The organism is Marinactinospora thermotolerans DSM 45154, from assembly GCF_900167435.1.
Taxonomy (GTDB): domain Bacteria; phylum Actinomycetota; class Actinomycetes; order Streptosporangiales; family Streptosporangiaceae; genus Marinactinospora; species Marinactinospora thermotolerans.
On sequence record NZ_FUWS01000001.1, the window covers coordinates 564,552 to 576,888 of the forward strand.

The 12,337-nt window shown below is 69.5% G+C and carries 11 protein-coding genes and 1 tRNA gene; 3 read left to right on the forward strand and 9 right to left on the reverse strand.

The genetic code is table 11. The features are described 5' to 3' along the window. Positions 1-151: 151 nt before the first annotated feature. From B5D66_RS02390 to B5D66_RS02410, 5 genes are all read right to left on the reverse strand, one after another. On the reverse strand, positions 152-991 hold the full coding sequence (locus B5D66_RS02390) for an ABC transporter ATP-binding protein (RefSeq protein ID WP_078759880.1): 840 nt from the start codon (positions 989-991) through the stop codon (positions 152-154). Next, a complete protein-coding gene (locus B5D66_RS02395) occupies positions 988-1,869 on the reverse strand; it encodes an ABC transporter ATP-binding protein (protein WP_394330022.1) in 882 nt (293 codons plus the stop codon). Before B5D66_RS02395 ends, B5D66_RS02390 begins: the two co-directional genes overlap by 4 nt. Beyond that, positions 1,859-2,845 carry a branched-chain amino acid ABC transporter permease gene (locus tag B5D66_RS02400; protein ID WP_078759881.1) on the reverse strand — a complete coding sequence of 329 codons (987 nt, stop codon included), beginning with the start codon at positions 2,843-2,845 and terminating at the stop codon, positions 1,859-1,861. The genes B5D66_RS02395 and B5D66_RS02400 overlap by 11 nt, the downstream gene beginning before the upstream one ends. 9 nt (positions 2,846-2,854) lie before the next feature. After that, entirely contained in the window at positions 2,855-4,240 is a 1,386-nt protein-coding gene (locus B5D66_RS02405; protein ID WP_200813482.1) for a branched-chain amino acid ABC transporter permease, read from the reverse strand. A gap of 254 nt (positions 4,241-4,494) precedes the next feature. Then, entirely contained in the window at positions 4,495-5,091 is a 597-nt protein-coding gene (locus tag B5D66_RS02410) for an ANTAR domain-containing response regulator (protein WP_078759883.1), read from the reverse strand. 120 nt (positions 5,092-5,211) lie between these two features. Between B5D66_RS02410 and B5D66_RS02415 the strand changes: the two genes are divergently transcribed. The 3 genes from B5D66_RS02415 to B5D66_RS02425 all read left to right on the forward strand — a co-directional run bounded on the left by B5D66_RS02415 (position 5,212) and on the right by B5D66_RS02425 (position 7,347). Then, positions 5,212-5,295, forward strand: a tRNA-Leu gene (locus B5D66_RS02415). Between the two features lie 109 nt (positions 5,296-5,404). After that, positions 5,405-6,184, forward strand: coding sequence for a hypothetical protein (locus tag B5D66_RS02420; protein WP_078759884.1), 780 nt, complete (start codon positions 5,405-5,407; stop codon positions 6,182-6,184). 218 nt (positions 6,185-6,402) lie between these two features. Beyond that, positions 6,403-7,347: a DUF1266 domain-containing protein gene (locus tag B5D66_RS02425; protein ID WP_078759885.1), complete on the forward strand. Its 945-nt coding sequence runs from the start codon at positions 6,403-6,405 to the stop codon at positions 7,345-7,347. An 87-nt stretch (positions 7,348-7,434) separates the two neighbouring features. Here the strand turns inward: B5D66_RS02425 and pyk are convergent, their stop codons facing one another. The 4 genes from pyk to B5D66_RS02445 all read right to left on the reverse strand — a co-directional run bounded on the left by pyk (position 7,435) and on the right by B5D66_RS02445 (position 12,325). After that, positions 7,435-8,865, reverse strand: coding sequence for a pyruvate kinase (gene pyk / locus B5D66_RS02430; RefSeq protein ID WP_078759886.1), 1,431 nt, complete (start codon positions 8,863-8,865; stop codon positions 7,435-7,437). A 71-nt stretch (positions 8,866-8,936) separates the two neighbouring features. Beyond that, positions 8,937-9,491: a type 1 glutamine amidotransferase domain-containing protein gene (locus B5D66_RS02435; protein ID WP_078759887.1), complete on the reverse strand. Its 555-nt coding sequence runs from the start codon at positions 9,489-9,491 to the stop codon at positions 8,937-8,939. A gap of 302 nt (positions 9,492-9,793) precedes the next feature. Then, positions 9,794-10,696: a prenyltransferase gene (locus tag B5D66_RS02440; protein WP_144290659.1), complete on the reverse strand. Its 903-nt coding sequence runs from the start codon at positions 10,694-10,696 to the stop codon at positions 9,794-9,796. Between the two features lie 174 nt (positions 10,697-10,870). Then, positions 10,871-12,325 (reverse strand): glutamate synthase subunit beta, encoded by a 1,455-nt coding sequence (locus B5D66_RS02445; RefSeq protein WP_078759888.1) that lies wholly within the window; start codon positions 12,323-12,325, stop codon positions 10,871-10,873. Positions 12,326-12,337: the final 12 nt, after the last annotated feature.

Below are 12,337 nucleotides of genomic sequence, written 5' to 3' on the forward strand. Positions count from 1 at the left end.
GGGCGGCGGCATCCCCTCTGACGCCGCCGCCCTTCGTGTCGGGACCGGTCCCGACACGAAGGGCGCCCGGCCGGATCCCCGGCCGGGCGCCCTCCTGCGTCAACAGCCGCCCCGCGCCCCCGCGAACCGCGAGACCGGACGGCCGCCTCCATCAGGCCGACTTCGCCAACGTCCCCAGGTACAGCTCCACCACGTTGGGGTCCTCCAGCAGCTCCCGCCCCGTCCCGGTGTAGGCGTTGCGGCCCTGGTCCAGCACGTAGCCGCGGTCGCAGATCTGCAGGCACCGGCGCGCGTTCTGCTCGACCATGATCACCGAGACACCGGTGGCGTTGATCTGCTTGACCCGCTGGAACACCTCCTCCTGGTAGATCGGCGACAGCCCGGCCGTCGGCTCGTCCAACAGCAGCACCGACGGCTCCATCATCAGCGCCCGTCCCATCGCCACCATCTGGCGCTCACCGCCCGACAGCGCGCCCGCCTTCTGCCGCCGCCGCTGCGCCAGCAGCGGGAACAGCTCGGCCACCGCGTCGAAACGCGCGGCGAACGACTTGGGACGCAGGTAGGCCCCCATCTGGAGGTTCTCCTCGACGGTCAACGTCGGGAACACGTTCTGCGTCTGCGGAACGTAGCCCACCCCACGCGACACCAGTTCGTGCGCCGCGAGGTTGGCGATGCTCTCCCCCCTCAGCGACAGCCCGCCCGAGCGCACCGGGATCAGCCCGAAGATCGTCTTGATCAACGTCGACTTGCCCGCGCCGTTGGGGCCGATGATCCCCACGACCTCCCCCTCGTCCAGGGTCAGGGTGCAGCCGTTGAGGATGTTCACCTCGGGCACGTACCCGGCCACCAGCTCGTCGGCGAAGACCAGGTGGTCGCGCGGGTCCCCCGCCGGCGCCGTCCCGGCCCGCTCCAGCACCTCCTCGCGGACGTGCTGGGCCTCCACGGCGGCCTCGACACCCGAGGGGCGTTCCTGCTCCGGGTTCCCGCTCATCGGTCCTCCTCCGGCTCTGCCGCCGCGGGCACCGCCGTGTCCGACGGCTCCTCGTGGTGGGTGCCCAGGTAGGCGTCCACCACCTCCTTGTTGGCCCGGATGTCGGCCGGTCGGCCCTCGGCGATCACCCTGCCCTGGGCCAGCACCACGATCCAGTCGCTGATGCCCATGATCACGTCCATGTCGTGCTCGACGAACAGCACCGTCATGCCCTCGTCGCGCAACGCCGTGATGTGGCCGAGCAACGACTGGACCAGCGCGGGGTTGACCCCCGCCATCGGCTCGTCCAGCATCACCATCGACGGGTTCACCATCAGGGAACGCGCCATCTCCAACAGCTTGCGCTGACCGCCCGAGAGACTGCCCGCCATCTCGTCCTTCTTGGCCAGCAGCTTGAAGCGCTCCAGCAGCGCCTCGGCGCGCTCGGCGTTGGCGCGTTCCTGACGGCCCCACAGACCGCGCGCGAACGCCCCCCACATGCGCTCACCCGTCTGGCCGGGCGCCGCCAGCAGCATGTTGTCCATCACCGTCAACCGGGTCAGGGCCTTGGTCAGCTGGAAGGTGCGCACCATCCCGGTCCGGGCCACCTGGTGGCCGCCCAGCCGGTTGAGGCGACGCCCCTCGAACGACCACTCCCCCGCGTCCACCCGGTCGAACCCGGTCAGCAGGTTGAACAGCGTCGACTTGCCGGCACCGTTGGGGCCGATCAGCGCGGTGATCGTGCCGCGCTGGACCTCCAGGTGCTCCACGTCCACCGCGGTGAGCCCGCCGAAGGAACGGCGCACGCCGTCCACCGTGAGGATGGGGTCGGGCTTGGTCACCCCCGGCTCCGGGGCGACGCCCGCCATCCGGTCCACCGGGGTCGGGTCACTTGACATTGACCAGCATCTCCTTGCGGTTACCGATGATTCCCTGCGGCCGGTAGACGATCAGCAGCAACAACGTCAGGCCCACCATCGCGTGGCGCAGCGCGCCGACGTCGGAGCCCTGCAGGAACGGCAGGATCCCGGTGGAGGACAGCGAACGCAGCAGCTCGTCGAAGACGGTGAGCAGGAACCACATGACGACCGCGCCCAGAACCGGACCGAGCGTGCGGCCCGCGCCGCCCAGCAGCAGCATCGCCCACAGGTAGAACGTCACCTGCGGCATGAACTGGTCGGGGGTGATCGTCTGCTGGTTGATCGCGATCATCGCGCCGGCCAACGCCCCGAACACGCCGCCCAGCACCAGGCTCTGCATCTTGTAGACGAAGACGTTCTTGCCGAGGCTGCGCACCGCCTCCTCGTCCTCGCGGATGCCCTTGATGACCCGGCCCCACGGACTGTGGATCAGCAGCCACATGACCAGGCAGGCCAGGGCGACCAGGCCCCACAGCACCGTCATCAGCCAAAGGTCGCGGGCCGAGAAGGAGATGTCGCCCACCCCGTAGTCGCCCGGCGGGAACGGGTTCGCGTCGTAGAAGTCGCCGGCGAAGCGCTGGAGACCGTAGACACCGCCGGTGACCTCCTGGGCGAAACTCGCCCGGTAGAGCAGCCGCGCCACCTCGGCCACCGCGATCGTGCAGATCGACAGGTAGTCGGCGCGCAGGCGCAGCGTCGGGATGCCCAGCAGCAACGCCAGCACCACGGCGCAGGCCACGCTGACGGCGAACCCCGCCCACAGGGGCAGCCCGAAGGTCGTCACGCTGACCGCGACACCGTAGGCGCCGACCAGCATGAACCCGACCTGACCGAAGTTGAGCAGACCGGTGTAGCCGAAGTGCAGGTTCAGCCCGATCGCGGCGAGCGCGTAGATCGCGGCGATCGGACCGATCGCCGTTTCGAATGCGCTGGAGAGGATGTACATGAAGTCCACGTGCGTCTCCTAGCCCACCCGCTCGCGACGGCCCAGGATGCCCTGCGGCCGGACCAACAACACGACGATCATGATCGCCAGCGCCCAGGCGTTCATGAGTTCCGAGGGGAACCACAGCGTCGACAACTGCGCGACCAGGCCGATGACCAGACCACCCACCATGGCCCCGTAGGCGGTGCCCAGTCCGCCCAGGATCACCGCGGCGAACATCAGCAGGAGCAGGTGGAAACCCATCTGCCAGTACACCGACTGGCTCAGGCCGTAGAAGACGCCGCCCAGCGCGGACAGCCCGCCGCCCAGACCCCACACGTAGAGGGTGACCCGGTCCACGTCGATCCCCGACGACTCCGCCAGGTCCCGGTTGTCGGCCACCGCCCGCATGGCCTTGCCGATACGGGTGAACTGCAACATCGCCGCGACCGCCACGAGAACCAGGACCGACAGGCAGATGATCGTCAGCTCGCGGGGCGTGACCCCCACCGGACCCAGCCGGATCATCTCCTGAAGCTGGTACTCGTCATAGCGTTCGCGGTTGCCCCCGAAGCCGACCAGCAGCAGGTGGCGCAGGATCAGCGCGACGCCGATCGAGACGATGAACATCTGGATCAGGGCCACGTTGCGCCGGCGCAGCGGACGCCACAGGAACCGTTCCAGGCCGATGCCCAACAGCGCGCCCAGCACGACCGCGATGAGCGCCGCCACCACGAGGGGGACGTCGTTGAAGGTGGCACCCGTGCTGAACAGCAGCGCCATCATCGCGCCGAAGGTGACCATGTCACCGTGGGCGAAGTTGATCATGCGGGTGGTGCCGAAGATCAGGGACAGGCCGATCGCCGAGATCGCGATGACCAGGCCGAAGCTGATGCCCGCGACCGTCAGCTGCACGACCTTCGTCCCGAACGGGGTGGCGGAGCTCACCCCGGGGGCGGTGGTGACCCCCTCGGGTGTCCCCTCCCCCTGCGCCGGTTCCTCCTCGGCGGCCTCCTGGGCGGGCTCGCTGGGGGAGGCGGAGGAGCCCCCCTCCTCCTCGCCCGGCCGCGCGAGGTTGAAGATCACGGTCCGTTGCTGTCCTTCGCGGACTTGGACCTCATCGTGTTCGGGACCCGGCCTTTCCGAGACGACGTACTCGTCGGGTACGGACTCTTGGTCCAGGACGACGCGGTAGGCGCCCGGTCCGGGCACCTCCACTTCCCACTCTCCGTCGGGGCCGGTCGTCGCCGTTCCGATCTCCTCCGAGCCCTGGTAGACCGTGATGTCGATTCCCTCGACGGTCTCGGGCTTGCGGATCTGACCGTTCAGCGTCTCCCCGCCCTGGTCGTCTGCCACCGCTCCGGCCGGGATCACCAGGATGGCGGTGATCACGGCGAGCAGCACAGTCACGAGGCGTCTGCGCACGCGCGCTCCTTAGCGCATTTCAGTCATGTACAACTCCGAGACGAAATATCCGGAGCTGGTCGATTGCCATGGGTGGCGCGAGTTTAGCCCGATTTAGCCTATTTATTCAGCACTGCTTAAGGTGCGTGATCCAAACGTCACGGCTTCGTTCACAACCGTGACCGGAGCGAGATCCGCGGTGATCGTCGGGGCGAGAGACGACGAAGGGCCCGCCGCACACGCGACGGGCCCCTTGACGAAGACGGGTGACGGCGTTACCCCTGCCGACCCTCCAACGTCTCGATGACGGTCTCGGCGACCTTGCGCATGGTCAGCCGGCGGTCCATGGAGTTCTTCTGAATCCAGCGGAACGCCTCCGGCTCGCTCAACCCGTGCCGGCTCTGCAGGAGCCCCTTGGCGCGTTCGACGAGCTTGCGCGTCTCCAGGCGCTCGGTCAGCCCGCTCACCTCGGCCTCCAGGGCGGTGAGCTCGGCGTAGCGGCTGACCGCCATCTCGATGGCCGGAACGAGATCAGCCTTGCTGAACGGTTTGACCAGGTAGGCCATTGCCCCGGCGTCGCGCGCCCGCTCGACGAGCTCGCGCTGGGAGAAGGCCGTCAGGATGACGACGGGCGCGATGCGCTCCGCCGCGATCCGCTCGGCCGCCGAGATCCCGTCGAGCACCGGCATCTTGATGTCGAGGATGACGAGATCGGGTTTGAGCTCGGTGGCCAGCCGGATGGCGGTCTCCCCGTCCCCCGCCTCACCCACGACGGCATAGCCGTCCTCCTCAAGCATCTCCTTGAGGTCCAGTCGGATCAGGGCCTCGTCTTCCGCGATCACCACGCGGCTCTGCGTCTGCGTCACGCGCATGAGCCTACCGAGAACGTGTAGACTTGCGGACGTCGGATCGCCTCCCCCGTCCAGGCGCGACAGGCGACTTCGATCAAGTGAAGCGGACATACCACTCATACATGTCCTCTTGCACAAAAGGCCGGAATGGTGGAATAGGCAGACACGGAGGTCTCAAACACCTCTGCCTGAAAGGGCTTGTGGGTTCGAGTCCCACTTCCGGCACGCATCACGGGACAAGAAGAGCACCCTCAGGGTGCTCTTCTTCACTTCTGTACCCACACCGTCGCGGAAAGTCCCCTCCTCCGGCTTCTGCACCCTCGATGCTGGTCCCATGCACCCGCGTGAACTGGTCGACGAGACCCGCCGTCTCACCCGCCAGGGGTTCTCCGATCAGGTCGTCTCGACGCTCCTGGGAGTCCCCAGAAGCACCATCGGGAACTGGCGCCGTGGCACCAGCAGGGCCGCCCCCCTCCGCAGGGACCCGACCGGGGACGCCTACTGTCCACGTTGCCACGGCAGACCCCTTTCCTCCGCCTATCCCTATCTCCTGGGGCTCTACCTGGGGGACGGTCACATCACCCCGGTCCGAAGCGTCTATGGCCTGTCGATCACCTGTTGCGACGACTGGCCGGGGCTCATAGGGCTCTGCGCCGAGGCCATGGGCGCGGTGCTTCCCGTATCGGTCTTTCGGGTCCGGCGGAGCGGATGCACCGAGGTCAAGTCCACGTCCAGCCACTGGCCCTGCCTGTTCCCCCAGCACGGCCCGGGCCCCAAGCACCGCCGCCCGATCCGGCTGGCCCCGTGGCAGCGCGAGGCCGTCGACCGGCGTCTGGACCAGTTCGTCCGGGGCCTGTTCCACTCGGACGGGTGTCGCGCGACCAACTCCACGAAGAGGCGGGTCCAGGGGTCGGTCAGACGGTACGAATATCCTCGCTACCTCTTCTCCAACGCCTCCCAGGACATCCTCGGTCTCCTGGGACGCAGTCTCGACTCCCTGGGAGTCGACTGGCGCCAGAGCCGCCCCGTCACCGAGGGGAGCGTCGGCATGATCTCCGTCGCCAAGCGGGCCTCGGTGGCTCGCCTGGACGAGTTCGTGGGGCCGAAACACTGAGCCGCCACCACCTTTTCCGGCCCTAATACGCCTTTTGTGGCGTTCTGTAAATGACGCGCGGCCGGATGCGGTCACATCCCGGCTACAACCTGAGCACAACACGCAGGTTCGGTCGCCAGGGGAGGTCGTGGTCCCCGATCCTGGAAAGCGGGAGTCGTCAAGGGGTCTGCGGCGCGACTCTTCCCGTCCGCCGCCCACCCGTTCGAAGGGAGTGGCTGGTGTTCACCGCGGTGACCGGCGTCCTGGGTGGTTTGGTCATCATCGCCTGGGTCGTGGTCGCGTGGGCCTCCCGACGCCGCCAACCCTGGTATCTCGCGCCGGTGGCCCTCCTCATCGTCGCTCTCGTCGCCTTCGACCTCCCCGTTTGGGCCCTGCTCCCGATCGTGGCCCTGGGGGCGGGCACCTTCACCGAACTGGTGGTGGGCACGCGCGAGGCCCCCACGCTGCGCACCAAGGACCCCGACGCCCCCCTGAGCACGGAACGGTGGGCCGCCGCGGTCGCCGCACCGTTTCGGGTCGCGTTGGCCGAGCCCTGGGACGTCGTGGTCCGTCCCCAGCTGCGGCGCCGCTACCGCAAGATCTTCGAGCTGGAATGGGGCGTGGTCGACCGGGAGTCGCTGTTGGCGGCGGTGGAACGGTTGTGGGAGGAGCTGCACACCGGGCACAGCCCGGACCTGATCGTGGACTTCCGCGCCGCGACGGCGCGCAGCCGCGACCCCGAGGGCCGGCGTCCGGAGCGCACGATCTCGCTGACCCCCGAGCAGGTGGAGCGGATGCGCGAGGTCACCGGCGCCGACGACTCCACGCAGACCGTGGTCATCAGCGCCTACCAGTGGTGGAAGTCGGTCCACCTGGTCAGGCTGGCCTGTGGCGGTGCCACGCTCGACTGGTTGAGTCCGGTCGAGACCCAGAGCCTGCTGCGTCGGGTCGCCTCGGACCTGCAGCGTCGCTACGCGAGCTGGCGGCAACTGGCCGAGGCGTTCCACGGCGGCTACCTGCTGTGGCAGGGGGGCGGTTTTGAGGAGGCGGACTGCGACCGGGTCTGGACGGCGCTGGGCCTGTTGACCACCGATCCGGCGAGCCCGTGGAACATGCTGCCCTGGGACATGCCGCTGGAGCGGGTGCCCAACGACCACAACGTCCCCAACGCCCAGCCGCAGTGAACCGGCGCGGCGCCTCCGCCACAACGGGGACGGCTCCCCGTTCCGGTGCCGAGGCGCCGGTACGGGGAGCCGTCAAGGGCCGGGAGCCTACTTGCCGTGGGCGATCGCGTCGCCGATGCGGTGGACTCGCAGCGAGTTGGTGGACCCCGGGGTGCCGGGCGGGCTCCCCGAGACGATGACGACCTTGTCGCCCTTCTGGTACCGGCCCATGTCGAGGAGCTCGCTCTCGACCTGGCGGACCATCTCGTCGGTGTGGTCGACCCAGGGCACGCAGTAGGTCTCGACGCCCCAGGTCAGCGAGAGCTGGGCCCGGGTGGAGGCCTCGGTGGTGAAGGCCATGAGCGGAATGGGCGAGCGGTAACGCGCCAGCCGGCGCGCGGTCTCGCCGCTCATGGTGAAGGCGATGAGCGCCTTGGCGCCCACGGTCGCCCCGACCTCGGCGGCGGCGCGGGCGATGGCGCCGCCGGTGGTCTCGGGCACCCGGTTGAGGATGTGCGAGGCCCGCAGCGACTCCTGCTCGGCCGCGGCGACGATGCGGCTCATCGTCTGGACGGTCTCGATCGGGTAGCGGCCGACACTGGTCTCGCCGGAGAGCATGACGGCGTCGGCGCCGTCGAGGACGGCGTTGGCGACATCGGAGGCCTCGGCCCGGGTGGGACGGGGCGCGCTGATCATGGACTCGAGCATCTGCGTGGCGACGATGACCGGCTTGGCCTTGTCGCGGCAGCGCTCGACAGCGCGTTTCTGAACCATCGGGACGTTTTCGAGGGGGAGTTCGACGCCGAGGTCGCCGCGGGCGACCATGACCCCGTCGAAGACCTCGATGATGTCCTGGAGCCGTTCGACGGCCTGGGGCTTTTCGATCTTGGCGATGAGGGGGACGCGCAGCCCCACCTCGTCCATGATCTTGTGGACGTCCTCGGCGTCGGCCGGGCTGCGGACGAAGGAGAGGGCGACCATGTCCACGCCCTGCTCCAGCGCCCAGCGCAGGTCGGCCTCGTCCTTCTCGGTGAGCGCGGGAACGCTGACCGAGACGCCGGGGAGGTTGAGCCCCTTGTTGTTGGAGACGGTTCCGCCGATGAGGACGCGCGTGTGGACGTCGGTGGTCGAGGTCTTGACGCATTCCAGCACGACGCGGCCGTCGTCGACGAGGACGCGGTCGCCGGGACGGACGTCCCCCGGCAGGCCCTTATAGGTGGTGGACACCCGGTGCCTGTCGCCGGGGACGTCGTCGATGGTGACGGTGAACTCGTCGCCTGGCTTCAGTTCGACGGGTCCGTCGGCGAACCTGCCCAACCGGATCTTGGGACCCTGCAGGTCGGCGAGGATGCCCACGCTGCGGCCGGTGGCTTCGGCTGCTGCGCGTACGTTCTCGTAGTTCGCGCGGTGGTCATCGTGCGTACCGTGGCTGAGGTTGAGTCGCGCTACGTCCAGCCCGGCTTCGACAAGCGCGCGGATGCTCTCCGGGCTCGATGTGGCTGGGCCGAGGGTCGCGACGATTTTTGCTCGACGTGTCACATTACACACTCTAGGGCTTCTCAGCCGTGCAGTGGTCTAAACCAGGTTGCGAACAGGCGTCATCAGCGGGGCTAGCGGGCGAACGCCTCAACCGCCGCGGAGCAGAAAGCGGGCAGGTCATCGGGCTTGCGGCTGGTGACGAGACGGTTGGGACCGCCGTCGCAGACGACAACCTCCTTGTCTTCCCAGGTTCCACCGGCGTTAACGATGTCGGTGCGCAGGCTGGGCCAGGAGGTGAGGGCGCGGCCGCGCAGGACGTCGGCCTCCACGAGGGTCCATGGCGCGTGGCAGATGGCGGCCACGGGCAGGCCCGCGTCGAAGAACCCCTTGACAAAGGCGACGGCTCGCTCGTCGGTGCGCAGGAAGTCGGGATTGGCGACACCGCCGGGCAGGACGAGGCCGGCGAAGTCGGTGGCGGAGACGTCGGCGACGGTGGCGTCGACGGGGAAGGTGTCGGCCTTGTCGAGGTGGTCGAAGCCCTGGATCTCCCCGCTGTCGGTGGAGATGAGCCTGGGTGTGCCGCCGGCCCGGCGGACGGCCTCCCAGGGCTCGGTGAGCTCGACCTGTTCGGTCCCCTCGGGTGCGGCGAGGAAGGCGATGGTCTTACCGGTGAGTTCGTCGGCCATGGTGGTGTTCCTCTCGGTTGCGTCCTACGGTGCGCGCCGGGCGCGTCCTTCTCCTCCCCTGCCCGCCGCGGACCGTCGATACGCCCCCGGGTGGTGACGCCGGAACATGACGGTTCTCACGTTGGCGGATGCGGGTGTCCGGTCGCGGCGGGCAGGGATGCCGGCCTGTCGGGGTCCTGAACGGGTTCGAGGGGCGGGAGCTCAACGGCGGGGCGCGTTGCGCCGTGGCGTCACGGCCGTGGGGCGTGGCCGCCGGAGGCGCGGTGAGGGGCGGGACTCGGCTCGGGCACCCACCGGGGCGTTCAGCGGCCGGAGCGCGGGGCGGGCGCGTGTTCCCCGAGGCGTCCGTAGGCGCGCAGGGTGAGCAGGCGCTGGACGGTGATGGCGCCGCGTGCCTCTTCGGTGGCGGCCGCGCACCAGTGCTCGCCCGGGAAGTCCCAGCCGCCGTCCGCGTGCTGGGCGCCCGCCAGGCGGTCGAGGTGGGCGTTGATCTGGTCGTCGTCGAAGAGGGAGCGGGCGATGTGGTTCGGGTGGGGGGCCAGGTCCAGTGGGGTGTGGACCTCGCCTTGGGCGTGGGCGTCGAGGACGATGGTGGCGCGGATCATGGGGGCGAGGCGGGCGAGTTCGGCCCGGGCCCGCTGCTGGTCGGGGGCGTGTTCCAGGAAGGTGCACACCGCGACGGCCTCTTCGGGTTCGGTCCAGTGCAGGGCGGCGATGCGACTCCAGCAGAAGGCGGTGGCGCGGTCCCGCCAGGGGTGGGTGATGTGGTGCCGGTGCAGGAGGCCGGCGATGGCGGCCGTGGGGGCGAGGGCGCCGGCGAAGTCGGTCCGCGCGCGCCAGCGGGGGGCCGTCTCGGTGTGGCGGACGGAGGGCAGGACGGGGGGAACGCCGCCGTTGCGGGCGGTCGCGTAGGTGAGGAAGGAGCAGACGCGGACCACGTCGGCGCGGGGGAGCGGCCCCAGTTCGTCGAGGACGCGCAGGGCGGTCTCGACGGCGCGGGGTTGGCTGCCGTGGCCGCGTAAGTCCGGTTCCAGGGCGTTGCCGTAGCCTCCGTCGACGTTACGGTAGCCGTCGAGGACGGTGCGGACGGGGGCGTCGGGGCCGCTGTGGAAGTGGAAGGCGAAACGGTGCCGGTCGAGGAGCCGGGCGTTGCGCATGATGAAGTGTTCCGCGGCGTGCAGGGTGTCCGTCGTCATCATGGTCATATGGAGAAGGTGCGCCCGCGCCGACATCCCCAAACATGGCCATTCGACCTATTTCACCGCCTTTTAACCGGTTCAACGTCCCCTTTCGGACATCTGGAACAGGCGTGCCTCCTCAGCGCCTCCCACGCCCGGGACCCCGGCCGCGGACACGGCCGGGGTCCCGGGACGCGCGGGTCAGGTCAGGGGCCGCGCCGTCGGCTCGATCGGCTCGGGCAGAAGCCCCTCACCGCCGAGGTAACGGTCGATGCCGGCGGCCGCGGACCGGCCCTCGGCGATCGCCCAGACGATCAGCGACTGGCCACGCCCCATGTCCCCGGCGCAGAACACGCCCTCGACCGAGGTGGCGTAGTCCCGGTCGCGCACCACGTTGCCGCGCCCGTCCAGATCGACCCCCAGCTCCTCGATCAGCCCGGCCTTCTGCGGACCGACGAACCCCATGGCCAGGGTGACCAGCTGAGCGGGGATCTCGCGCTCACTGCCCTCGATCGGCGTGAAACCGGCGTCGGTGCGCTCGACGTCGACGAGCCGGAGCGCGCGGACCCGCCCCTGCTCGTCGCCGAGGAACTCCAGCGTGTTGACCGAGTACAGGCGCTTGCCGCCCTCCTCGTGGGCGCTGGTCACCTTGTAGAGCATGGGGTGGGTCGGCCAGGGCTGGCCGGCCGGGCGGGAGGCGGGCGGCTTGGGCATGATCTCCAGCTGGGTGACCGAGGCGGCCCCCTGCCGGTGCGCGGTGCCGACACAGTCGGCACCGGTGTCGCCGCCGCCGATGACGATGACGTGCTTGCCCTTGGCGGTGATGGGCGGCTCGGCGTAGTCGCCCTCCTGGACCCGGTTGGCCAACGGCAGGTACTCCATCGCCTGGTGGACGCCTTCGAGCTCGCGTCCGGGCACCGGAAGGTCGCGCCAGGCGGTGGCGCCACCGGCCAGCAGCACGGCGTCGTGGTCGGCGCGCAGCTGTTCCACCGTGATGTCGACCCCGACGTTCACGCCGGCGCGGAACACCGTTCCCTCGGCCCGCATCTGGCCGAGCCGGCGGTCGATGTGCCGCTTCTCCATCTTGAACTCGGGGATGCCGTAGCGCAGCAGCCCACCGATCCGATCGGCCCGTTCGTAGACGGTCACCTCGTGGCCGGCCCGGGTGAGCTGCTGGGCGGCGGCCAGGCCGGCCGGGCCGGAGCCGACCACGGCGACCTTCTTGCCGGTGCGCACGCGCGGCGGCTGCGGGCGGACCCACCCCTCCTCCCAGGCTCGGTCGATGATGGAGACCTCGACGTTCTTGATCGTCACGGCGGGCTGGTTGATGCCGAGCACGCACGCCGACTCACACGGCGCAGGGCACAGCCGGCCGGTGAACTCCGGGAAGTTGTTGGTGGCGTGCAGGCGCTCGATCGCCTCGCCCCAGTCGTGACGGTGGACGAGGTCGTTCCACTCGGGGATGAGGTTGCCCAGGGGGCAGCCGTTGTGACAGAACGGGATGCCGCAGTCCATACAACGGGACGCCTGCTTGGCGACCTTGCCCCGCTCGAAGTCCGCATAGACCTCGCGCCAGTCCTGGATCCGGACGTCGACGGGACGGTGCTTGGGGAGCTCCCGCTCGGTGATGGTGAGGAAACCCTTGGGGTCGGCCATCGTGTTCTTCCC